Genomic DNA, 24,406 nt, shown 5'->3' on the forward strand with positions numbered 1-24,406 from the left:
ATGCTTAAAGATCAAGATCGCATCTTCACCAACATCTACGGCCTCAAGGACAAGTCCTTGAAGGGCGCGATGAGCCGTGGACATTGGGACGGCACGAAGATCATCATCGAAAAAGGCAGGGACTGGATCATCAACGAGATGAAGGCATCCGGCCTTCGTGGTCGTGGTGGCGCGGGTTTTCCGACCGGTCTCAAATGGTCCTTCATGCCCAAGGAGAGCGACGGCCGTCCGCATTATCTCGTCGTCAATGCCGATGAATCCGAGCCCGGCACCTGCAAGGACCGCGAAATCCTGCGCCATGATCCGCACACGCTGATCGAAGGCTGCCTGATTGCCGGTTTCGCCATGGGCGCCCACACAGCCTATATCTATGTCCGCGGCGAATATATGCGCGAGCGTGAAGCGCTGCAGGCGGCGATCGACGAATGTTACGATGCCGGCCTTCTCGGCGCCAACAACAAGAACGGCTGGGATTTCGACATCTTCGTCCATCACGGCGCCGGCGCCTATATTTGCGGCGAAGAGACGGCATTGCTCGAAAGCCTTGAGGGCAAAAAGGGCCAGCCGCGCATGAAGCCGCCATTCCCGGCGAACATGGGCCTCTATGGTTGCCCGACCACGGTCAACAACGTCGAATCGATCTCGGTCGCGCCGACCATCCTGCGCCGCGGTGCTTCCTGGTTCTCCTCGATCGGCCGTCCCAACAATGTCGGCACCAAACTGTTCATGGTCTCCGGCCATGTCGAAAAGCCTTGCACCTTCGAAGAGGCGATGGGCCATTCCTTCCGCGAGATCATCGAAACCCATTGCGGCGGCATTCGTGGCGGTTGGGACAATCTCTTGGCCGTCATCCCTGGCGGCGCATCCTGCCCGATCGTCCGCGGCGAAGACATGGCCGATGCGATCATGGATTTCGACGGCATGCGCGAGGTGAAATCCTCCTTCGGCACCGGCGGCATGATCGTCATGGACAAGTCGACCGACGTCATCAAGGCAATCTGGCGCATCTCGGCCTTCTTCAAGCATGAAAGCTGCGGCCAGTGCACGCCGTGCCGCGAAGGCACCGGCTGGATGATGCGCCTGATGGAACGCATGGTCCGCGGCAATGCCCAGAAGCGCGAAATCGACATGTTGTTCCAGGTGACCAAGCAGGTCGAAGGCCACACGATCTGCGCGCTCGGCGACGCTGCCGCCTGGCCGATCCAGGGCCTGATCCGCAACTTCCGCCCCGAAATCGAGGCACGGATCGATCAGTACACATACAATGCGACGTCGGAAGGCGCCGTCATGGAGGCCGCCGAATAACACGCCCAAAAGGCGGCTTCGGCTGTTGAAATGAACCATTTTCGGGCCTTGAGGGCCGGGATTGAACACAGGACGCAAGTGAAACAATGGCAACAAAGCTGAAGGTTGACGGCAACGAGATCGAGGTTCCGGACCATTTCACGCTGCTTCAGGCATGCGAGGAAGCGGGCGCCGAGATTCCGCGCTTTTGTTTCCATGAGCGTCTTTCGGTCGCCGGCAATTGCCGCATGTGCCTGATCGAGGTGAAGGGCGGCCCGCCGAAGCCGACCGCCTCCTGTGCCATGAGCGTGCGCGATATCCGCGGCGGCCCGAATGGCGAATTGCCGGAAGTCTTCACCACCACGCCGATGGTCAAGAAGGCCCGCGAAGGCGTGATGGAATTCCTGCTGATCAACCATCCGCTCGATTGCCCGATTTGCGACCAGGGCGGCGAATGTGACCTGCAGGACCAGGCGATGGCGTTTGGCATCGACAGTTCGCGTTATGCGGAAAACAAGCGCGCCGTCGAAGACAAATATATCGGCCCGCTGGTCAAGACGGTGATGAACCGCTGCATCCACTGCACGCGCTGCGTCCGCTTTACCACGGAGGTCGGCGGCATTTCCGAGCTTGGCCTGATCGGCCGCGGCGAGGATGCCGAGATCACCACCTATCTCGAACAGGCGATGACCTCCGAACTGCAGGGCAATGTCGTTGACCTTTGCCCGGTCGGTGCGCTCACCTCCAAGCCTTTCGCCTTCACCGCCCGTCCGTGGGAACTCGGCAAGACGGAATCGATCGACGTCATGGATGCCGTCGGCTCCGCCATTCGCGTTGATACCCGCGGCCGTGAAGTCATGCGCATCATGCCGCGCGTCAACGAACAGGTGAACGAGGAGTGGATCTCCGACAAGACCCGCTTCATCTGGGATGGCCTGAAGACCCAGCGTCTCGACCGCCCTTATGTTCGCAAGGATGGCCGTCTGGTGCCGGCAAGCTGGGGCGAAGCCTTCGCCGCCGTCAAGTCAGCGGTCTCGGCCTCCTCCGGCGACAAGATCGGCGCGATTGCCGGTGACCTTGCCTCGGTCGAGGAAATGTATGCGCTGAAGCAGCTGCTCGCCTCGCTCGGCTCGGAAAATCTCGACTGTCGCCAGGACGGGACGGCGCTTGATCCGTCGCTCGGCCGCTCGACCTATCTTTTCAACCCGACGATCGAAGGCATCGAACAGGCTGGTGCGCTGCTCATCATCGGCGCCAATCCGCGCATCGAGGCAGCCGTTCTCAATGCTCGCATCCGCAAGCGCTTCCGCCGCGGCAATTTCCCGATCGGCGTGATCGGCGAAGCGGGCGAGCTTCGTTATGCCTACGATTATCTCGGTGCCGGCCCGGAGACGCTGTCCGATCTCGCGTCGGGTGCCAACAGCTTTGCCGAAAAGTTGCGCGGCGCCAAGAATCCGATGATCATCGTGGGGCAGGGGGCTCTCACCCGCCCGGATGGCTTGGCCGTGCTTCAGGCCGCAAGCCAACTCGCCGGTTCCGTCGGTGCGTTGACGGAAGAATGGAACGGTTTTGCCGTCCTCCACACGGCAGCCTCGCGCGTCGGTGGCCTCGATCTCGGTTTCGTGCCGGGGCCGAAGGGGGCTGATGCCGCGACCATGCTGCGCTCGATGGATGTTCTTTTCCTGCTCGGCGCCGACGAGATGAATTTCGCGGCCAAATACGCCAAGACCACGATCTATATCGGCAGCCACGGCGATAGTGGCGCGATGAATGCCGACATCATCCTGCCGGGGGCCGCCTATACCGAAAAGTCCGGCACATGGGTCAATACCGAGGGCCGCGTCCAGATGGGCAACCGCGCAGGCTTTGCCCCGGGCGAGGCCCGTGAGGAATGGGCGATCCTGCGCGCGCTCTCCGACGTGCTCGGCAAGAAACTGCCCTTCGACAGCCTTCCGGCATTGCGCGCGAAGCTTTACCAGGACCATCCGCATTTTGCCGAGATCGACGAGATCGCTGCGGGTTCGGTCACCGATGTGGCAACGCTCGGACAAAAAGGCGGCGATATGACCAAGGGCGGCTTCTCTTCGCCGATCAAGGATTTCTACCTGACCAACCCGATTGCCCGCGCCTCTGCCGTAATGGCGGATTGCTCGGCATTGGCCCGCAACAACTTCAAGGCTGCGGCGGAGTGATATGAATATGGATCTGTTCTTCTGGACCTACGTTTGGCCGGCGCTCATCATGGTGGGCCAGTCGCTGCTTCTGTTGGTCTGCCTACTGGTTTTCATCGCCTTCATCCTGCTTGCCGACCGTAAGGTTTGGGCAAATGTGCAGCTTCGACGCGGCCCGAACGTGGTCGGTCCCTTCGGCCTGTTCCAGTCTTTCGCCGACCTTTTGAAATTCGTCTTCAAAGAGCCGATCATTCCGTCCGGCGCCGACAAGGTCGTTTTCCTGCTCGCCCCGCTAGTGTCGGTCACGCTGGCGCTCGCCACCTGGGCGGTGATCCCGCTCAACGATGGCTGGGTGATCGCCAACATCAATGTCGGCATCCTCTATATCTTCGCCATTTCCTCGCTCGAGGTCTATGGCGTGATCATGGCCGGCTGGGCATCGAACTCGAAATATCCCTTCCTCGGCGCGCTTCGCTCCGCAGCCCAGATGGTCTCCTATGAGGTCTCGATCGGTATCGTCATCGTCACCGTTCTGCTCTGCGTCGGCTCGCTGAACCTGACTGACATCGTTTACGCGCAGAAAACCGGTCTCGGCACGATGCTCGGCCTGCCGAACTCGTTCCTCGACTGGCACTGGTTCTCGCTGTTCCCGATGTTCGTGATCTTCTTCATCTCGGGCCTTGCCGAAACCAACCGTCCGCCCTTCGACTTGCCCGAAGCAGAATCCGAACTGGTCGCCGGTTACATGGTCGAATACGGTTCGGCGCCGTATATGATGCTGATGCTGTCGGAATACGCGGCGATCCTGCTCGTCTGCTCGCTGATGACCATCCTCTTTCTGGGTGGCTGGTTGCCGCCGGTCGATTTCTGGCTGATCAACTGGGTGCCCGGCATCATCTGGTTCGTCATCAAACTGTCCTTCTGCTTTTTCCTCTTTGCCATGGCAAAGGCGATCGTGCCCCGCTACCGCTACGACCAGCTGATGCGTCTCGGCTGGAAGGTTTTTCTGCCGATGTCGCTCATTATCATGATCGTCGTGGCATTCGTTCTGAAGCTGACGGGATGGGCAGGATGATCGCCATCGTCGCAACCGGCATTACTGGAGAATAAGATGGCTAGCCTATCCAACGCCGTCAGTTCGCTGTTCCTGAAGGAATTTGTCAGCGCCTTTTTCCTGGCGTTCAAATATCTGTTCTTCAAGCAGAAGGCGACGATCAACTATCCGTTCGAAAAAGGCCCGGTCTCGCCGCGTTTCCGCGGCGAACATGCGCTGCGCCGTTATCCGAACGGCGAAGAACGCTGCATCGCCTGCAAGCTGTGCGAAGCAATCTGTCCAGCTCAGGCGATCACCATCGAGGCCGGTCCGCGCCGCAATGACGGCACCCGCCGCACGGTGCGTTACGATATCGACATGGTGAAATGCATCTATTGCGGTTTCTGCCAGGAAGCCTGCCCGGTCGATGCGATCGTCGAGGGGCCGAATTTCGAGTTCTCGACGGAAACCCGCGAGGAGCTCTATTTCGACAAGGCCAAGCTTCTGGCAAACGGCGACCGCTGGGAGCGGGAAATCGCCCGCAATATCGCAATGGATGCGCCCTACCGGTAGGGGCGTTTTTGCCGGCGGCGGGGTCGCCGGCTTTGATGAGGTTAATCCCGGTGTCGCAACGGCATCGGTTGGGCGGGGTGGGCTAAATGCCCGATCTCGACGAGGGACGAGAAGGCACGACGATGGGTCTGCAGGCACTATTCTTTTATCTCTTCGCGTTCGTCGCAGTGGCGTCGGCGTTCATGGTCATTTCGTCCAAGAACCCGGTTCACTCGGTTCTCTTCTTGATCGTCGTCTTCTTTAATTCGGCAGGCCTTTTCCTGCTGACGGGAGCCGAGTTCCTGGCGATGATCCTGCTGGTCGTTTATATCGGCGCCGTTGCGGTTCTCTTCCTCTTCGTCGTCATGATGCTCGATATCGATTTTGCCGAATTCCGTTCCGGCATGCTGCAATATGCACCGGTCGGCATTTTGGTCGGGATCGTGGTTGCCGCCGAACTGGTCCTCGTTGTCGGCGGCAGCGTGCTGTCGCCGGAAGCGGCATCATCGATCACCATGCCGATCCCCAACCCGGCGGAACGCAGCAATACGGCGGCGCTGGGCGACGTGCTCTATACCCATTACGTCTACTTCTTCCAGGTCGCCGGCATGGTCCTGTTGGTCGCAATGATCGGCGCCATCGTGCTGACGCTGCGTCACCGCCAGAACATCAAGCGGCAGGATATTTCGCGCCAGGTCGCCCGCACGCCGGAAACCGCCATCGAGGTGGTCAAGGTCAAGTCGGGCCAGGGTCTGTAGAGAAAGCGGGAAAAAGGAACAGTAATATGGAAATCGGTCTTTCCCACTATCTCACCGTCAGCGCCATCCTCTTCACCCTCGGCGTTTTCGGCATTTTCCTCAACCGCAAGAATGTCATCATCATCTTGATGTCGATCGAGCTCATCCTGCTCGCCGTCAATATCAACATGGTGGCCTTCTCGTCGTTCTTGAACGACATTGCCGGTCAGGTCTTTGCCCTGTTCATTTTGACCGTCGCTGCCGCCGAAGCGGCCATCGGTCTTGCAATTCTAGTCGTCTTCTACCGCAACCGCGGCTCGATCGCCGTCGACGACGTCAATGTGATGAAGGGCTGATCGGGTCATGATCTACAAGCTTATTGTCTTTCTTCCCCTGATCGGCTTCCTGATCGCCGGGCTTATGGGCCGGCAGATCGGCGCCAAGGCGTCGGAATTCGTCACCTGCGGCCTGATGGCGATTGTCACGATCCTTTCCTGGATCGTCTTTTTCCAGGTGGCACTTGGCTCCCAGGCAACCATGGCCGTCGAGGTTCTGCGCTGGATCCAGTCCGGCAATATCGACGTCTATTGGGCGCTGCGTATCGACACGCTGACATCCGTGATGTTCGTCGTCGTCAACACCGTGTCCTTCCTCGTGCATGTCTATTCGGTCGGTTATATGCATACCGATCCGCATCGGCCGCGTTTTTTCGCCTATCTGTCGCTGTTCACCTTCGCGATGCTGATGCTGATCACCTCGGACAATCTCGCCCAGATGTTCTTCGGCTGGGAAGGTGTTGGTCTGGCATCTTATCTGCTGATCGGCTTTTGGTACGATCGTCCCTCGGCCAATGCCGCGGCGATGAAGGCCTTCATCGTTAACCGCGTCGGCGACTTCGGTTTCATGCTCGGCATCGCCGCTCTTTTCGTGATGTTCGGCTCGATCAATTTCGAAACCATCTTCGCCAATGCCGGCAGCTATCTGCCGAAGGAAGGCTCACCGGAGGCTGCAACCGTCGTCTTCAACCTGTTCGGCTTGTCGCTCACCCGCGAAGGTGCCCTGACCGGCGCCTGCCTGCTGCTGTTCATGGGCGCCATGGGCAAATCGGCGCAGTTCATGCTGCACACCTGGCTGCCGGACGCGATGGAAGGCCCGACCCCGGTCTCGGCGCTCATTCATGCCGCAACCATGGTCACCGCCGGCGTCTTTTTGGTCGCCCGCATGTCGCCGCTCTTTGAACTGGCACCCGATGCGATGACATTCGTCACCATCATCGGTGCGATCACCGCCTTTTTCGCCGCAACCGTCGGCCTGGTGCAAAACGATATCAAGCGTGTCATCGCCTATTCGACATGCTCGCAGCTCGGTTATATGTTCGTCGCGCTCGGCGTCGGCGCTTATGGCGCGGCAATCTTCCATCTCTTCACCCACGCCTTCTTCAAGGCGCTCCTGTTCCTCTGCGCCGGTTCCGTCATCCATGCCGTTGATGGCGAGCAGGACATGCGCAAGATGGGCGGCTTAAGAAAACATATCCCGGTCACCTTCTGGATGATGACGATCGGCACGCTGGCGCTCACCGGCGTCGGCATTCCCTTCACCCCGATCGGTTTTGCCGGTTTCTTCTCCAAGGACGTGATCATCGAGGCGGCTTACGCTTCGCATTCGGCAGTCGCAGGTTTTGCCTTCACGCTTCTCGTCATCGCAGCACTCTTCACCAGCTTTTATTCCTGGCGTCTGGCTTTCATGACCTTTTTTGGCAAGGAACGGGCAAGCCACGAGGTCATGCATCATGTGCATGAAAGCCCGAACGTCATGCTGATCCCGCTTTACGTTCTGGCGATCGGCGCGGTTTTGACCGGTGTCCTCTTCGAGGGCCATTTTTACGGCGAGGAATATACCGCCTTCTGGAAGGGCGCGCTGTTTACCGCCGAACACAATGAACTGGTGGAGGAATTCCATCACGTTCCGGCCCTGGTGGCGCTGTCGCCCTTCATTGCCATGGTCATCGGCTTTGTCACCGCCTGGTATTTCTACATCAAGTCGCCGGAAACGCCCAAAAGGCTGGCCGCCTCGCAGCAGGGGCTCTACCAGTTCCTGCTCAACAAGTGGTATTTCGACGAGCTCTACGACTTTCTGTTCGTCCGGTCTTCGAAAGCGCTCGGTCGCTTCCTCTGGCAGAAAGTCGATATCGGCACGATCGACCATTACGGGCCCAACGGCGTTGCCGCGCGGGTCGTCGATGCTGCAAACCGGGTTGTTCGTCTGCAGACCGGTTACCTCTATCACTACGCCTTCACGATGCTGCTCGGCGTCGCTGCCCTGATTACCTGGATGATGCTCGGGAGTTCCATCTGATGACCGATTGGCCTATTCTTTCCACGGTCACCTTCCTCCCGATGGTGGGCGTGCTGTTGCTTCTGTTCACCCGCGACGATACCGATCACGGCCGCCAGAACGTCATGATCATCTCGTTGATAACGACGGTCATCACCTTCCTTCTGTCGCTGCTCGTATGGGCAGGTTTTGACGGTCACAGTGCCGAATACCAGATGGTCGAGCAGTATTACTGGCTCGGCAAGGGCATCAGCTACCATGTCGGCGTCGATGGCCTTTCAGTGATGTTCGTGGTTCTGGCAACCTTCCTCATGCCGTTCGGCGTGCTGACCAGCTGGAACGCCATCACCAAGCATGTGCGCGAATACATGATCGCCTTCCTCGTCCTGGAAGTGCTGATTGTCGGCGTTTTCGTGTCGATGGATATCGTGCTCTTTTACGTCTTCTTCGAGGCGAGCCTTATTCCGATGTTCCTGATCATCGGTGTCTGGGGCGGGCCGCGGCGCATCTACGCATCGATGAAGTTCTTCCTTTATACCTTGCTCGGCTCGATCTTCATGTTGATCGGCATTCTGGTCATGTATGCGGAGACGGGGTCGACCTCCATTCCGGTGCTTCTCGCCCATCAGTTTTCGCCGGAAATGCAGTTCTGGCTGTGGCTCGCCTTCTTCCTGTCGTTTGCCGTCAAGGTGCCGATGTGGCCGTTTCACACCTGGTTGCCGGATGCTCACGTCGAAGCCCCGACGGCAGGCTCGGTCGACCTTGCGGCGCTGCTTCTGAAGTTTGGCGGTTACGGCTTCCTGCGTTTCTCGCTGCCGATGTTCCCGCTGGCTTCGAGCTATTTCACCCCGCTGATCCTGACGCTCTCGGTCATCGCCATCATCTATGCCTCGCTCGTCGCCTTGATGCAGACCGACATCAAGAAGATGATCGCCTATTCCTCCGTCGCCCACATGGGTTACGTGACGATGGCAATATTCGCGGTCAACCAGCAGGGCCTGCACGGCGCTTTGTTCCAGATGTTGTCGCATGGCGTCATTTCCGGCGCGCTCTTCCTCTGCGTCGGCATCGTCTATGAACGCACCCATACGCGTAACGTCAACGATTACGGCGGCCTTGTGCATCGCATGCCGAAATACGCGCTGGCTTTCCTGATCTTCACCATGGCCAATGTCGGTTTGCCGGGCACTTCCGCCTTCGTCGGCGAATTCCTCGCAACCGTCGGCGTCTTCCGCGTCAGCGTCATCACCGCGGTCTTTGCTACGACCGGTGTCGTGCTCTCAGCCGCCTACATGCTGTGGCTCTATCGCCGGATGATCTTCGGCAAGGCGGTAAACCCGGTCATGCAGGGGCTCGTGGATATTTCCTTCCGCGAGAAATGCATCGTCTGGCCGCTGATCATCGTGACAATTTTCTTCGGCATCTATCCAGCACCCGTCTTCGATGCGTCGGCTGCAGCGGTGGACAAGCTCGTGACCAATTACCATGCGGCCATCGATGCCGCAGCGACCGCCGCTCAGGCTGCGAAATGATGACGGGAACAGACAGACTATGACCCCTGAACTCCTCTCTCAAAGCCTGGCTCTTTCGCTCCCCGAGGTCATCCTTGCGGTGGGTGCCCTGGCACTTCTGATGGTCGGCGTTTTTGCCGGCGAAAAATCCAGCCAGTTCGTCTCTGCCCTGGCGATCGTGCTTCTGGCGGTGGTCGGCCTGTGGATCGTCTTCTTCACCGGCAATGGCGAAGCTTATGGCGGTGCCTTCATCGTCGATCCTTTCGCCCGGTTCATGAAGGCGATCGCGATTGCCGGCTCGATCTTTGCGCTGATCATGTCGATCGGTCAGGGCAAGGCAATGCAGCTCGACAAGTTCGAATATCCGGTTCTCTTGCTGATCTCGACGCTCGGCATGCTGCTTTTGATCTCGGCCAACGACCTGATCGCTTTTTACCTTGGCCTGGAACTGATGTCGCTGGCGCTTTATGTCGTTGCAGCTTTTAATCGCGACAGCCTGCGCTCGACCGAAGCTGGCCTGAAATATTTCGTTCTCGGCGCGCTTTCGTCGGGCATGCTGCTTTACGGCATGTCGCTGGTCTACGGTTTCACCGGCAATACCGGCTTTGACGAGATCGCCAATGTTCTGATGTCGGAACCGCGTGGCCTCGGTCTGGTCTTTGGCATGGTCTTCATGCTTGCCGGCGCCTGTTTCAAGATCTCGGCCGTGCCTTTCCATATGTGGACGCCCGACGTCTATGAAGGTGCGCCGACACCGGTCACCGCCTTTTTCGCCGCCGGGCCGAAGGTTGCCGCCATGGCAATCCTGATCCGCCTGACCGCCGACGTGTTTTTGCCGATCATCGGCGACTGGCGCCAGATCATCGTCTTCGTATCGATCGCTTCGATGCTGCTCGGCTCGTTTGCCGCCGTCGTCCAGACCAATATCAAGCGGCTGATGGCCTATTCCTCGATCGGCCATATGGGTTATGCGCTGGTGGGGCTTTCTGCCGGCAGCGAAAGCGGTGTTTCTGGCATCGTCGTTTATATGCTGATCTATGTCGCCATGTCGGTCGGCACCTTTGCCTGCATCATCTCCATGCGCCGTCCCGATGGTACCTATGTCGAAACTGTCGATGATCTGGCCGGTCTTTGGGCGAGCAAGCCGTTCATGACCATGGTCCTGACGGCGCAGATGTTCTCCATGGCCGGCATTCCGCCGCTTGCGGGCTTCTTCGCCAAATATTTCGTCTTCCTCGCAGCGGCCGAAGCCAAGCTTTATGCCCTTGCCGTCATCGGCTTCCTCACCTCGGTCGTCGGCGCCTATTATTATCTGCGCATCGTCAAACTGATGTGGTTCGACGAACCGAAGGGCGAGTTTGCCCGAACGCCTGGCGAAATCCGCTTCGTTTTCGGGATCTCCGGCCTGTTCATCCTGGTCTATATCCTGTTTGGCGGTCCGATCGGCTCTGCTGCTGACGCTGCGGCACGGTCCTTCTTCTGAGGATGATGGCGCAAAACGGCCGTTTCGGCCTGGATGCCTTTCGTCATGTCGCTTTTGATGACATAGGCTCCACCAATACCGAATGCCTCGCCCGCGCTCGCGCGGGCGATCCCGGTCTGCTTTGGGTGACGGCCGCCCGCCAGACCGAAGGCCGGGGCCGTCGTGGCCGCGCCTGGACATCCGAGCCTGGAAACCTCTACGCGTCCTTGCTGTTGATCGATCCGGCCCCGATGGAGCGTGTCGCCTCGTTGCCGCTTGCCGTCGCCGTCGCCGTTCATGATGCGGTCAAAGCAGTGCTTCCGGCAGACGGCGCGCTGCTTCAGGTCAAATGGCCAAACGATATTCTGATAAACCGGGCCAAGACCTGCGGCATATTGTTGGAAGGCGAAGCACTGCCCGATGGGCGCCGGGCGCTCGTCATCGGCATGGGCATCAATATCCGCCATATGCCCGATAACGCGCCTTATGGCGTCACGCGGCTTGTCGACCACGGTGCGGCGATTTCGCCGGACGAACTTTTCGCCCATCTTTATCAGTCGATGGCGCTTTCGCTGGAAAAATGGGATGAGGGACGGGGAACGGCGCGGGTCGTGGAACGTTGGCGGCAGATCGCCTGCGGTATCGGCGAAAAGATCACCGTCAACCTTCCCGACCGGTCCTTGGAGGGAATATTCGCCGGGATTGACGACAATGGCCTGCTGTTGCTCGACATGGGGGGTGGACAAGTCCTGCCGATCGCGGCAGGTGATGTATTTTTTGCAAGAACGGAATAAGAAGAAGAATGACCAAACAAGACGAACTGGTGTTTCTGCCGCTGGGCGGCGTGGGCGAGATCGGCATGAACCTCGCTCTTTACGGCTATGGTACGCCGGAGAAGCGCCAGTGGATCATGGTCGATTGCGGCGTGACCTTCCCCGGTCCCGATCTCCCCGGTGTCGACCTCGTGCTTCCCGATATCCGTTTTCTTGCCTCCCAGCGCCACAATCTCAAGGCAATGTTCATCACCCATGCGCATGAAGACCATTACGGCGCGATGAACGATCTGTGGCCGGGCCTCAACGTGCCGGTCTATGCCTCGCCCTTTACCGCCGGCATGCTGGAAGCCAAGCGCAAATATGAAGGCAATCGGGCCGAAATCCCGATCACCATTTTTAAGTCTGGCGATCGCGTCGAGGTCGGTCCGTTTTCGGTCGAAGCCGTCGGTGTCAACCACTCGATCCCCGAACCGATGTCGCTGGTCATCCGCACGCCGCTCGGAAATGTCGTCCATACCGGCGACTGGAAGATCGATGCGCACCCGACGCTTGGGCCGCTGACCGATGAAGACCGCTTCCGTGCGATCGGCAACGAGGGTGTGCTGGCGCTGATGTGCGACAGCACCAATGCGATGCGCGAAGGCGTGTCGCCGTCGGAAGAGGAAGTCTCCAAGGGCCTGCAAAAGGTCATCGAAGAGGCAGAAGGCAGGGTTGCCGTCACCACCTTTTCGTCGAATGTCGGCCGTATCCGCTCGATTGCCGAGGCAGCAGAGGCCGCCGGCCGCGAAGTGCTGTTGCTCGGATCGTCCCTCAAGCGCGTCGTCAACGTCGCTCAAGACATCGGCATCATGGACGGCGTAAAGCCGTTTATCGCCGAAGACGAATACGGTTATATCCCGCGCGACAAGGTCGTCGTCATCTTGACCGGCAGCCAGGGTGAATCCCGCGCGGCACTTGCCAAGATTTCTCGCGACGAGATGCGCCATGTGGCGCTGACCAAGGGCGACACGGTGGTCTTTTCGTCGCGCACTATTCCTGGCAATGAAAAACCCATTATCGAGATCAAAAACGCGCTGATCGAACAGGGCATTCACGTGCTGGGCGACAGCGATGCGCTGGTGCATGTGTCGGGCCATCCGCGCCGCAACGAGCTCTTGAAAATGTACGAATGGACAAAACCGCAGATCCTCGTGCCGGTCCATGGCGAGGCAGCCCACCTGACGGCGCAGGCCGAGCTTGGTGCATCGGCCGGCATTGCGACCATCCCGCGGGTTCGAAACGGCGATATCTTACGGCTTGCGCCCGGTCCTGCCGAAGTCATCGGCGAAGCGCCGCATGGCCGCATCTTTAAAGATGGCAAGCTGATCGGTGACTTCGACGAAATGGGTGTTGGCGACCGCCGCAAGCTTTCTTTTGCCGGCCAGGTTTCTGTCAACATCCTGCTCGATCAGCGTTTTGAATTCCTCGCAGATCCCGATCTCGTCTCTTTCGGCCTGCCGGAATTCGACGACGAGGGCGAGGACATGGATGATGGTCTTTATGACGCCGTGCTCGGCGCCGTCGAAAGCATCCCGCGCGCCCGCCGCAAGGATCTCGATATGGTGCGTGAGGCCGTGCGTCGTGCAGTCCGGTCTGCCGCCAATATGGCCTGGGGCAAAAAGCCGGTCGTCACCGTCTTCGTCACGCGGGTGCAATAACAAATCACCGGATCATCCTGCTCGATGATCCGGCAACGTTGTTGCAAAAATTGAGATGTTTTAGCGCCTATCGGCGCTGAACGGGCTGGACGTATCAGGAGGGAGGAACTGATGCTCGGACGGGTCAACCACATCGCGATTGCCGTGCCGATCCTCGACGAGGCGGTCGAGATCTACCGCGACACACTGGGAGCAACGGTGTCTGCACCACAGTCTCTGCCGGACCACGGCGTGACAGTCGTTTTTGTCGAACTGCCCAACACCAAGATCGAACTGCTGGAACCGCTTGGTGACGGTTCGCCCATTGCAAGTTTTTTAGAACGCAATCCCGCCGGCGGTATCCACCATATCTGTTATGAAACCGCCGACATCGATAAGGCTGCCGATCAGCTGCGTTCTTTTGGCGCGCGCGTGCTTGGTGATGGCCATCCAAAAACCGGCGCCCACGGCAAGCCGGTGCTCTTCCTGCATCCGAAAGATTTTAACGGCACCTTGATCGAACTGGAAGAGATCTGAGCCCCCGACAGCGATGGCGGTAGGGCCGATTAAAACCTGAACGTTTGGTCTAAAACCGGACGCCGGCCTCTTCTTAAAAGGCTCGGTGTCGGATGCCTTTCAGATGCGCCGTCGAAAAAAAAGAGGCCCCTTTGAGGAGCCTCTTTGGTCTTTGTGACCTGATCTGTTTAAGCCGCGAGCGCCTGTTCGTCGCGGCGGCGTTTTGCCCAATAGGCAACCCCAAACAGTGCCAGTGCACCAAGCCCTGCGCCAGCTTCGGGGCCTGGAACGGGCGTCGGTGTATCGATCTTTTCGATCGTTACCAGATAGTTGGCTTTGCTGACGCCATTGGTTCCAAGCGTGCTATACCAGGCAAAAGCCGTATTTGCGGCATCGGTGACCGTGAAAGTCTGGCTTTGCAGGATGCCTGAAAGCGCGGTATCGGCGCCGACATTCCAAACGCCAAGGATCGTTTGGTAATCCAGCGTATAGGCCGTCAGTGTTGAAAACGCGTTGCCGGTTCCCGACAGAAAATTGGCAAGCAGATTGAGGGTGTAAGTGCCGTTTTCCGTGATTTCAGCTTCGGTATTGTTCTGATTGGTAGGGTTGAGAAACGGAGATTTCGATTGAACCGCACCGGAATATGTCTCGACAACGGCTGCATGTGCGAGCGCCGGGGTGGATAGCAAAGCTATCGTCACGGCGAGAGATCTGATACTCATTTGCTTATCCTTTTCGATGAAAGTCTAACGGGCTAGATATACATGAAATAAAAACCAAGTCTATTGGCGCAAAACCCGGGTTTGTTTATTTTCTGGGTGCTCAGTGTATTCTATGCGGAATGGATCATTATTCGGTATGATCGGTTGGATATCGAAGTGTATTGAGTTATGGTAAATATGTGAAAGTGTCACATTATTTCATGTAAGAACTATAGTTTAATGCGGGTGATGTCTGCGGCGCAGGTTTTGCTGTCTAGCGTGACCCGGTCAAATGCCGGCGTCTTCGATCGATGCGATGCGATTTTATCGACAATGAGCAATGCAGACGAGCGATGGAGACGAGCAATGGAGATGAGGAAAGGGGAAGGTTGGTGACTTTGTCTGACGCCTGATCGCACCCTTGAAAATCAGCCGCCTGAGCCTGCTCCGTTGAGCCCCCGGTAGGCCAGCGCGATTTGAGCTTCGACCGCGTCCGCCCTATAAGCTTTGGGTCATCTTTAAACGGATCTTATGTGATGCCCGTCCTCACCGTTGCTGCGATCTATTTTATTTTATGGTGGACGGTGTTGTTTATCGTCCTGCCGCTTGGTTATCGAAGCCAAAGTGAGGAGGGTGAGGTGTCGCCCGGCACTGTCGAAAGCGCACCTGCACACTTCAGGGGCGGGCGTGTGGTTCTGCTGACAACGGTCATCTCGGCGGTGATTTACCTCGCCTATTACCTCGCCGCGGCCTATTTCGGTTTCAGTGTCGCCAATATCCCAGACATCGTCCCAAGCTTTAAGGCGATCTGATCTCCCAATCGGTCTCCATGGAACGACCCAACCCGGCGCGTCCGTTAAGTCTCGCGGGCTGTTTTTCTTTCGCGCTATACGCTGGCAACGACCGTCCAAGCTCGGGCGGGGACCCGATCTTTCATCATGGAAAGCTCGTCATTGTCTTGGTCCACCCTGTGCCGATATGAGATCGCGTCGGATGGAGATGTTTTACGTCCGGCAGTGGAGGCAGTGTACGGAGGGGTCCGGCTGCTTCCACCCATCGTCTTTGAGACGATGGGTCATGGAAACCTCAGAGGTTTCTTACGCGGTCGCCCAGTGCGCCGCTTAAGAAATTAAGTTGCCTCGACTTTTATCGATTGACGACGCGGGAACCGTGGCCAAGCGCAAAAGGCGCCTCGGTGATGGTCGAGCGCGTTATAATAAAACAAAAACTCGATCGCCGATGGATCCACATTCGGGTGTGGAGACGAATGTATGTTCTGTGAATATTCCTTGTATATCCTGTGCTTGTTCCGCGTAATGGGCGATACGTGAGCGTAAAAGATCGGTCTTCAGCGCGTCATCGATCGACAGATAAAGATCGGCATTCCGCCGGATGATCATGTTCGCCACATGGCCTGACTGACGCGTGGTTGGTAAGAATACGTCCCTTAGGTGACGAGGGCGCCCAGTCCCACTCCTTAGATATTCGCATTGGACCTTATCAGATCGTCCCTATGCGGGAATACTTGCCTTCTGCACGACAGGTATCGAATGCTGATCGATGAGCAGCGTCGCAACATATGGGAAGATGTCACTGGATCCAGATCTTGAAATTAATGTCTTGGTGGCAGAGGCAATTTCAATTTGACCGCGCGACCCTGGCATCGCGATCTGCAGCTTTTGGCCGCGTTGCAAGAAATGTCGGCTGAAAGAAGACAGTGAGCGCGTCCCTCAACCATTCCAGCAACCGCTGAAAAAGGGGGGGGGAGGGAACGCCTCCTATCGGCGCGGCGATGCATCAAGATTATATTGGCGCCATCATATTGGCTCACCCATCTGAGTGCACGCAGACCGCCAGACACACTGATCCTCTCGGATCTCTCTGTCTTGGCACTCGAGGAAAGTGAGACATGTAAAAACCAGTCCCGAGCTCGCCTTAAGAACGGCAATCAAGTGCTTGTGTTCGGGCGGTCCTGGTTGTTCCTGGGGTTAAGGCCGCTTGAGCCGCGTTTTTGACGGTTTTAAGCGTCAACAAAGCAAAAAAAAACAAGGCGTTGCAGCCTTGTTTTTCAGTTTCGCGTGATCTCACCGTTGCCGGGGCTGCGTCGAGCGCGCCTAAGATCTGATCCTCCCAAGACTTTACCGCGATTGGCATGAATTTGAACTTCATGCCTGTTTTATGGGCTGAAGCTAGCCCAAAGGATGGGCTTTGTCATCCTCTTTTTTTGTATTTTTGTGACACAAGCGAAAAAAAATCCAGTTGGCGCATTTGTCGCACCCCCGCCTTCATCAAAACCGCATTTTTAGCAAGTCCCGGCTTATTTCGTCGGTTCGTCATCCACTGGCTTTTCGCCGATCGCCCGGTTTTCGCGGGGTTCCCTTGGCCCTCGGGAACGGCTAAAAGCCACGCAAATGGTCTTCAAATCGGCCGATTCCTGCGTGATGTGGGACGGCAAGCAAACGCTCGGAAATCAAGATGCGCCTGTCCCGCTATTTTATGCCCATCCTGAAGGAAAATCCCAAGGAAGCGGAAATCGTTTCGCACCGTCTGATGCTGCGCGCGGGCATGGTCCGTCAGCAGAGCCAGGGCATCTATTCCTGGCTGCCGCTCGGCAAGAAGGTGCTGGACAAGGTCAACACGATCATCCGCGAGGAGCAGAACCGCGCCGGCGCAGTCGAGCTTTTGATGCCGACATTGCAGTCTGCTGAGCTTTGGCAGGAGAGCGGTCGTTACGAGGCCTATGGCAAGGAAATGCTGCGCATCAAGGACCGCCAGGAGCGGCCGATGCTTTACGGTCCGACCAATGAGGAAATGGTCACCGACATTTTCCGGTCCTACGTCAAGTCCTACAAGAACCTGCCGCTCAACCTCTATCATATTCAGCTGAAGTTCCGCGACGAGATCCGTCCGCGTTTCGGCACCATGCGCTCGCGTGAATTCCTGATGAAGGATGCCTATTCCTTCGACATGACGCGCGAGGACGCCATCCATTCCTATAACAAGATGTTCGTCGCTTATCTGCGCACGTTTGCACGGCTTGGCATGCGCGCCATACCGATGCGCGCCGACACGGGCCCGATCGGTGGCAATCACAGCCACGAATTCATCATTCTCGCCGAGACCGGCGAATCGGAAGTTTTCAGCCACAAGGCTTTCACCGATTTCGACATCCCGGCGGAAAACACAGATTTTGACGATGTCGCTGGCCTGCAGGCGATCTTCGACAAGTGGACATCGGTTTATGCTGCCACTTCGGAAATGCACGACGAGGCGGCGTTTAACGCGATCCCCGAGGGCGAGCGGCTGTCTGCGCGCGGTATCGAGGTCGGCCACATCTTTTATTTCGGCACCAAATATTCCGAGCCGATGGGCGCCAAGGTGCAGGGACCGGACGGTAAGGAGCATCATGTCCACATGGGCTCTTATGGTATTGGCCCGACACGCCTTGTTCCCGCCATCATCGAAGCATCGCATGACGAGAACGGCATCATCTGGCCCGAATCGGTTGCCCCGTTCGATGTCGTGGTGATCAACATGAAGCCGGGCGATGCGGCCTGTGACGCGCTATCGGAAAATCTCTACGGCGCGCTCACCAATGCGGGCAAGGACGTGCTTTATGACGACACCGACGACCGCGCCGGTACGAAGTTCGCCACCGCCGATCTGATCGGTGTGCCGGTGCAGATCATCGTCGGTCCACGTTCGGCAGCCGCAGGCGAAGTCGAGGTGAAAAACCGCAAGACCGGCGCTCGCGAGGTGATGACCCTCGAGGCTGCGCTGAACAGGGCGATGGGCTGAACAAGGCGACGGGCTGAACAAGCCTGCAAGCCGCCTATCTAGAGACGCCGCGCGTGAACAGCCTTGCGCCGGATAGCATTTGAGGAAACGTGAATGGCGAGCGTCGCGGCGAGTGGTGAAACGGAAAAGGTGCACAAGGCCCCAAGTGCCGGTGCCTTTTCGGGTTTCGAACGTATGGTGGCATGGCGCTACCTGCGCTCGCGCCGCAAGGAAGCCTATATTTCCGTTATCGCCGGTTTCTCCTTCATCGGCATCATGCTCGGTGTTGCGACGCTGATCATCGTCATGGCGGTGATGAACGGATTTCGCACCGAACTGATCTCGCGCATCCTCGGCATCAACGGTCACATGATCGTTCAACCGGTCGATACGCCGCTCAACGACTATGCGGATCTGACAAAGAAATTTGCAGCCGTTCCGGGTGTGCGGATGGCGCTGCCGCTGGTCGAGGGCCAGACGCTGGCGTCGGGCAAGGGCGGCGCCGGTTCGGGTGCTTTGGTGCGCGGCATCCGCACCGAAGATCTCGAAAAACTCCACGAGGTCTCCGGTAACATCAAGCAGGGCGATACTGTCGGTTTTGCCTCGGGGCAGGGCGTTCTGGTCGGATCCAGGCTCGCAGCCCAGCTGGGCCTTTCTGCCGGCGACAAGATCACTCTGATCTCGCCGGAGGGCGACGTGACGCCGATGGGCGTTAATCCGCGGGTCAAATCCTATACGATCTCCGGCATATTCGAGATCGGCATGTCCGAATACGACGCCACGATCATCTATATGCCACTCGAAGAATCGCAGCTCTATTTCAACGCCGAAGGCATCGTCCAGTCGATCGAGCTGTTCGTCGATGACCCCGACGCGATCGACGACCTTCGCCCCAAGGTCGAGGCGGCCGCCGGCCGACAGATCTTCATCACCGACTGGCGCCAGCGCAACCAGACCTTTTTCTCGGCCCTGCAGGTCGAGCGCAACGTCATGTTCATGATCCTGACGCTGATCGTGCTGGTCGCGGCCTTGAACATCATTTCCGGCCTGATCATGCTGGTAAAGGACAAGGGCTCGGATATCGCCATCCTGCGCACGATGGGCGCAAGTTCCGGTGCGATCATGCGGATCTTCTTCATGACAGGAGCGGCAATCGGCCTTGTCGGCACGATCGCGGGTGTCGCTCTCGGTGTCATCGTCTGTCTCAATATCGAATCGATCCGGCAGTTCTTCTCCTGGGTTTCCGGCACCGTGCTGTTTAACCCGGAACTCTATTTCCTGAGCGAACTGCCGGCCGAAATGAGCGTCAGCGAAACGGTTTCCGTCGTCGCCATGGCGCTTGTGCTTTCCTTCATCGCCACCATTTTCCCGGCGTGGCGGGCCTCAAGGCTCGACCCCGTCCATGCCCTCCGCTACGAATAGGTCTCCATGGCACCGCGCAAATCCGTCTTGAAGCTCTCGGGCGTCGAACGTCACTATGGCCAGGGCGAGACCATGCTTTCGATCCTGAAGGGCGCCGATTTCGAGCTGAAAAGCGGCGAGATCGTCGCGCTCGTCGCTCCATCCGGCACCGGCAAGTCAACGCTCTTACATCTGGCAGGCCTGCTGGAACATCCAGATGCCGGCGAAGTTTTTGTCGGTGGTCAGTCATGCAACGACCTGGGTGACGAACGGCGCACGGCCATTCGCCGTTCAGAGGTCGGTTTCGTTTATCAGTTCCACCATCTGCTTCCGGAGTTCTCGGCCATCGAGAATATCATGATGCCGCAGCTGATTAGCGGTCTGTCCAAGGCCGAGGCGAGGGGGCGGGCGGCCCAGTTGCTCGATTACATGCGCATCGGCCACCGCGGTGAACACCGCCCAGCAGAGCTGTCGGGCGGTGAACAGCAGCGTGTCGCAATCGCCCGTGCCGTCGCCAACGCGCCGCGCCTGCTTCTGGCCGATGAACCGACCGGCAATCTCGATCCGAAAACCGCGTCCTACGTCTTCGACGCGCTGGAAGCGCTTGTCCGCCAGTCGGGCCTGGCTGCCCTGATCGCCACCCACAATCATGAGCTCGCCGGCCGTATGGATCGCCGCGTCACCATCGAAGGCGGCAAGGTCGTCGAGTTCTAGAGGCGATCGGCAGCCCTTTTCCAGGCCTGACCGTATCGTCTCAAAATTTGACGCGATACGCGGATAGATTTATCCCTCGACGCCAACTGCCCCGTCGCGCCTGATCAGTCCTGGCGTCGGTGCCTCACAGTGATTGGTCAAAATGCAGATCTGCATGACGATCCGAGGGGTGCGGATAAAAACTTTGACCGATCTATAAGGTCGAGGCCGAGACATCTGCGATACGCGATCGGGCGGAGCGACCCCAATGATCGTTTGATGGGTTTTTCATCAGCTCGCGCCTGATATCGCACTGCTCCAACCAGCTCGGCGGAAGCACGTTCACGGCAACGTTTGAATTCCTAAATTCTTTGAACGTCATACTGCGATAGCTCCAGAGATAGGGTACGCAGTCTTTCAGAATGGCCGTATGGACGTAAAACTGGAAATCCGCTGGAACTTCGTGAAGCGACCGAAAGAATGAGTGCTGAACCTCTAAATCGGGATCGAACGCGACGATTGCGTTTTTTCGAACCCAATCCGCGTATAGGCCAGTTGGCACAATACAGATCAACATCCATGACGCCATAAAGACAGCAGGCCGTAGAACATTGGGCCACAAATGTGGGAAAACATATGAGGAAGAAATCAGCAGCGCTGGAAGCATTGCTGCGGCGACCCCTAAACGCCAATTCTCCCAGAAAAGATGATGATAGAGGGTTAAAAACGCGACGGGCTGAGTTGGGCTTCCGAAAAACAGAAAAGCCAAAACGCAATACGTAAGAACGAGAAGACTGAGCTTCGCCAATTACATTTAACCCGTATGAGAACACTGCACTCGCACGGTAATAAATCATTCCTCGCGGGTTGATCAATCTCCGCTTAAGACAGGCCGTCAATGCACCGCGCTCTTCGTCAATGTGCCATCTAAACAGCGCTTACGCAGCTGCCACCCACTTGATCGGATAGCTACATCGCGACCTTTTCGCTCGCGATCGTATGGAGAGTGGTGACTTTCCAAGCGCTCCTCGTCGTCTCCTGGTCAGAAATTTCAAATGGGCAGCAAGACGCTGTTCTCCCATGCGCGTCGCAGTAGATTAAGGATCGTCGCGCATTTTTCCGAGAGACCAAAGATCAAGCATCGGTAGCAATGCCGCGCCTCTGAGGATAGATACCGAAGCCCAGCCTTGCTACAAGTTCGCCAGACTTGTAGCAAGGTGGAGCCATGAGATCGCTGTCCAGTATTGCTCAGACCGCGTTTTCTGAGCTCGTTGAGCGGGCTCACGACGTCCAGTTCAGCGACCAGTTCCCCGTGACAGGTTCTTTCATCAAACTTCGCAGGCACAACCGTGAATATTGGTATCACCGTACGCTCGAAAGAGGTGACGGCTCGGCACCTCCAAAGCTTCAGTCGAAATATCTAGGGCCTGTCGATGATGTCGATGTCACCAGGCGCGTCGAAAACGCAAGCGAACTGAAAGCTGACTACCTCGTACGTCGCAAGCTGGCGAGCCAGCTCAGGAGGTCTGGACTTCCGTCTCCGTCTGCTACGGAAGGCGAGGCGATCGAGAAACTGGCTGCCAACGGCCTGTTTCGCCTTCGCGCAACCCTCGTGGGCTCGCATGCCTTCCAGGCCTATGGCGGGGTGCTGGGCATCAAGCTCGATCAGGCCACCTACCGCACCGACGACATCGATATCGCTCAGTTCTTCAGTATCTCAGTCCTCGTGGAGGACCCAATGACCGACATCGGCAACATTCTCGAAGAGGTCGACAGCACGTTCAAGCCGATCTTCAATGCCTTTTCTCCAAACCTGGTGGCGGGATATCGGAACAAGGATGGCTCAAAGATCGAGATTCTGACCCCCAACAGAGGCGATGCGGACGATGGAAAGGGCCTGTCGAAGGTGCCTGCACTCAGCAATATCGGCGCACAAGCCCTGCCATTTCTCGACTTCCTGATCTACGAACCGGTCAGGTCAGTCGTCCTTCATGGTGCCGGAGTAGGGGTAGTGGTGCCTGCGCCTCAGCGTTTCGCCGTGCACAAGCTCATCCTCTCGACCCGCCGACATGGCGGGATGGAGGCGGCGAGCAAGGTGTCAAAGGATCTCGCGCAGTCTGCTTCTCTGATCCGCGGGCTGGCGGAGGCCAAACAAGACTTCGAACTGGGCGCGGCATGGATGGAAGCCTGGAGGCGAGGCCCCAAATGGAGGAAGCACCTCGCGATCGGCTCTCTCCGCCTCCGCGATAGCGACTTCGGCCTTCTCGAAGATGCCGTATGCTACGCTGAAAAGATGACGGGCACCAAGCTGCGGAGCCACGGCATGGGGGATGGGAAAGAAGGTCTGATCGACTTCCGGCGGAGGATGGGAGGGGTCAGGCCTCAGACCTGATCGAGTGGGTGGCTGGAGCGGTGTAAATCCTGACGCGGCGGCCGTATCTTTAGACCCCATGCGCGTCAACCTTTCCTCCGTTACAACGGTGAGACGAACGCCAATTTCCGCCACTCTTCTTCAGTTCTTCCGGCTTTGAGACCATGCGCAATCACCCTTTGGATCGATGCGATCCATCAGCGTAGAGGCCCAAGACGTGAAACTTATGCGTACGACCGCAGCCGTGTTACCGAAGCGGCTATTCGGATCGCCTACGTTCTGTCAGTGCGAAAATCCCCGAGCCGACAACAATCGTGGATCCAAAGATGGTCCAGAGATCCGGCCGCTCCTGAAAAACGAGAAGTCCTGCGATCACGGCAAAGACGAGACGGGTGTATCGGAACGGCGTGACGGCAGCGATCTCGCCGGTCCTCATCGCAACGGTCAGTGCAGTGTAGGCAATAATCCCCGACGCCGATCCAAGGAGTAAAAGCCCAACGGTATTGATCGTCGGTACAATTATGGGACCCGCAAAGGGAGATGCGACAACACCTGCGGCAATCAGCACCAGAAAACCGAGAACGCCCAGCTGACGGTGCGACATATGTAAGGGAGCCGCTCGAGTTGCCAGATCGCGGCCTGCAAAACCCAGCATGGCTATAACAGCGAGCAAAGAGAGAGTTCCAAACCCTTCAGTTCCAGGTCTCAAAATGCACACCACACCTATAAAACCCGCGATCACCGACATCCATCTCCGTAAGCTGACCCGTTCGCCAAACAAACCCGCGCAACCGATGACGACCAAAGGAGTTGCCTGCAGGATCGCGGATGCGGTGGAAAGCGGCGTAAGGGCAATGGCCAACATGTAAAACAGACGCCCGATGATCTCCGATAGCGAGCGAGCCAGGATCAAAGGTGAGAACACGTTTGCTGGGAGCGGCGTTTCACGAGCATGCATAGCCAGCGCGCTGAAGACCACAACGCCGATCGATCCGAAGAGAATGAGGATTTCACTCACAGGTAGCGATGTGGCAACAGCCTTCAAGCATGTATCCTCGACGGCAAAAAATGCCATCGCTGCTACCATGAAGGTGGCACCTCTTGGGTTTAGCGCGGCATCACGTTGCCTGAGGAGCTGCTGCATTCTCACAATCCATTTTGGATCAGGGCATTCTGTGAATCACCGTCGCCCCTTGGTTAGATAAAGATCGTCATTCGGGCTGCCTGTACAGATGAAAGATGCAGCAGCAAGCAAGCTCTCTTCCAAACCGGCTAGGGATAAAAGCGATCCTCGTTGGCGTCGCGCCGATGGGATCGCCAGTGAGTGCGATCGATAGCTCTCCTCGATCGTATGTCCGCGGTCAGCTTCCTTTATTTCTGATAATTGAGAGTTTCGGTCGAAACGAAAGGC

The 24,406-nt window shown here is 57.7% G+C and carries 20 protein-coding genes; 17 read left to right on the forward strand and 3 right to left on the reverse strand.

Annotated features, from left to right (window positions below):
- From nuoF to mce, 12 genes are all read left to right on the forward strand, one after another.
- A complete protein-coding gene (gene nuoF / locus AC2GXZ_RS12215) occupies nt 1-1,305 on the forward strand; it encodes an NADH-quinone oxidoreductase subunit NuoF (protein ID WP_483759458.1) in 1,305 nt (434 codons plus the stop codon).
- Between the two features lie 86 nt (nt 1,306-1,391).
- Nucleotides 1,392-3,476, forward strand: coding sequence for an NADH-quinone oxidoreductase subunit NuoG (gene nuoG / locus AC2GXZ_RS12220; protein WP_483759459.1), 2,085 nt, complete (start codon nt 1,392-1,394; stop codon nt 3,474-3,476).
- A 7-nt stretch (nt 3,477-3,483) separates the two neighbouring features.
- Complete coding sequence (gene nuoH / locus AC2GXZ_RS12225; RefSeq protein ID WP_483760237.1) at nt 3,484-4,530, forward strand: NADH-quinone oxidoreductase subunit NuoH; 1,047 nt, start codon at nt 3,484-3,486, stop codon at nt 4,528-4,530.
- 36 nt (nt 4,531-4,566) lie between these two features.
- Nucleotides 4,567-5,061, forward strand: a complete 495-nt coding sequence (gene nuoI / locus AC2GXZ_RS12230; RefSeq protein ID WP_483759460.1) for an NADH-quinone oxidoreductase subunit NuoI — start codon at nt 4,567-4,569, stop codon at nt 5,059-5,061.
- Nucleotides 5,062-5,183: 122 nt separating this feature from the next.
- Nucleotides 5,184-5,798, forward strand: a complete 615-nt coding sequence (locus AC2GXZ_RS12235; protein ID WP_483760238.1) for an NADH-quinone oxidoreductase subunit J — start codon at nt 5,184-5,186, stop codon at nt 5,796-5,798.
- Nucleotides 5,799-5,824: 26 nt separating this feature from the next.
- Nucleotides 5,825-6,133 carry an NADH-quinone oxidoreductase subunit NuoK gene (gene nuoK / locus AC2GXZ_RS12240; protein ID WP_483759461.1) on the forward strand — a complete coding sequence of 103 codons (309 nt, stop codon included), beginning with the start codon at nt 5,825-5,827 and terminating at the stop codon, nt 6,131-6,133.
- 7 nt (nt 6,134-6,140) lie between these two features.
- Entirely contained in the window at nt 6,141-8,132 is a 1,992-nt protein-coding gene (nuoL, locus tag AC2GXZ_RS12245; protein WP_483759462.1) for an NADH-quinone oxidoreductase subunit L, read from the forward strand.
- Complete coding sequence (locus tag AC2GXZ_RS12250) at nt 8,132-9,643, forward strand: NADH-quinone oxidoreductase subunit M (protein ID WP_483759463.1); 1,512 nt, start codon at nt 8,132-8,134, stop codon at nt 9,641-9,643. Before nuoL ends, AC2GXZ_RS12250 begins: the two co-directional genes overlap by 1 nt.
- 19 nt (nt 9,644-9,662) lie before the next feature.
- On the forward strand, nt 9,663-11,105 hold the full coding sequence (gene nuoN / locus AC2GXZ_RS12255; RefSeq protein ID WP_483759464.1) for an NADH-quinone oxidoreductase subunit NuoN: 1,443 nt from the start codon (nt 9,663-9,665) through the stop codon (nt 11,103-11,105).
- Between the two features lie 5 nt (nt 11,106-11,110).
- Nucleotides 11,111-11,878, forward strand: coding sequence for a biotin--[acetyl-CoA-carboxylase] ligase (locus AC2GXZ_RS12260; protein WP_483759465.1), 768 nt, complete (start codon nt 11,111-11,113; stop codon nt 11,876-11,878).
- A gap of 8 nt (nt 11,879-11,886) precedes the next feature.
- On the forward strand, nt 11,887-13,557 hold the full coding sequence (locus AC2GXZ_RS12265; protein WP_483759466.1) for a ribonuclease J: 1,671 nt from the start codon (nt 11,887-11,889) through the stop codon (nt 13,555-13,557).
- 111 nt (nt 13,558-13,668) lie between these two features.
- Entirely contained in the window at nt 13,669-14,073 is a 405-nt protein-coding gene (mce, locus tag AC2GXZ_RS12270) for a methylmalonyl-CoA epimerase (protein ID WP_483759467.1), read from the forward strand.
- A gap of 167 nt (nt 14,074-14,240) precedes the next feature.
- On the opposite strand, the gene AC2GXZ_RS12275 is transcribed toward mce, so the two are convergent.
- Nucleotides 14,241-14,774 carry a hypothetical protein gene (locus AC2GXZ_RS12275; protein ID WP_483759468.1) on the reverse strand — a complete coding sequence of 178 codons (534 nt, stop codon included), beginning with the start codon at nt 14,772-14,774 and terminating at the stop codon, nt 14,241-14,243.
- Between the two features lie 515 nt (nt 14,775-15,289).
- Here AC2GXZ_RS12275 and AC2GXZ_RS12280 point away from each other — a divergent pair.
- Nucleotides 15,290-15,565 carry a DUF1467 family protein gene (locus AC2GXZ_RS12280; protein ID WP_483759469.1) on the forward strand — a complete coding sequence of 92 codons (276 nt, stop codon included), beginning with the start codon at nt 15,290-15,292 and terminating at the stop codon, nt 15,563-15,565.
- Between the two features lie 1,123 nt (nt 15,566-16,688).
- Here the strand turns inward: AC2GXZ_RS12280 and AC2GXZ_RS12285 are convergent.
- Entirely contained in the window at nt 16,689-16,922 is a 234-nt protein-coding gene (locus AC2GXZ_RS12285; RefSeq protein ID WP_483759470.1) for a hypothetical protein, read from the reverse strand.
- Nucleotides 16,923-17,228: 306 nt separating this feature from the next.
- Here AC2GXZ_RS12285 and proS point away from each other — a divergent pair, with 306 nt between their 5' ends.
- The 4 genes from proS to AC2GXZ_RS12305 all read left to right on the forward strand — a co-directional run bounded on the left by proS (nt 17,229) and on the right by AC2GXZ_RS12305 (nt 23,016).
- Nucleotides 17,229-18,551, forward strand: a complete 1,323-nt coding sequence (proS, locus tag AC2GXZ_RS12290) for a proline--tRNA ligase (protein ID WP_483759471.1) — start codon at nt 17,229-17,231, stop codon at nt 18,549-18,551.
- 93 nt (nt 18,552-18,644) lie between these two features.
- Nucleotides 18,645-19,952: a lipoprotein-releasing ABC transporter permease subunit gene (locus AC2GXZ_RS12295; RefSeq protein WP_483759472.1), complete on the forward strand. Its 1,308-nt coding sequence runs from the start codon at nt 18,645-18,647 to the stop codon at nt 19,950-19,952.
- A 6-nt stretch (nt 19,953-19,958) separates the two neighbouring features.
- Entirely contained in the window at nt 19,959-20,645 is a 687-nt protein-coding gene (locus tag AC2GXZ_RS12300; protein ID WP_483759473.1) for an ABC transporter ATP-binding protein, read from the forward strand.
- Nucleotides 20,646-21,849: 1,204 nt separating this feature from the next.
- Nucleotides 21,850-23,016 carry a nucleotidyltransferase family protein gene (locus tag AC2GXZ_RS12305; protein ID WP_483759474.1) on the forward strand — a complete coding sequence of 389 codons (1,167 nt, stop codon included), beginning with the start codon at nt 21,850-21,852 and terminating at the stop codon, nt 23,014-23,016.
- Between the two features lie 238 nt (nt 23,017-23,254).
- Here the strand turns inward: AC2GXZ_RS12305 and AC2GXZ_RS12310 are convergent, their stop codons facing one another.
- Entirely contained in the window at nt 23,255-24,139 is an 885-nt protein-coding gene (locus AC2GXZ_RS12310; protein WP_483759475.1) for a DMT family transporter, read from the reverse strand.
- Nucleotides 24,140-24,406 lie beyond the last annotated feature (267 nt).

Source organism: Aliirhizobium sp. YIM B11859, assembly GCF_057163345.1.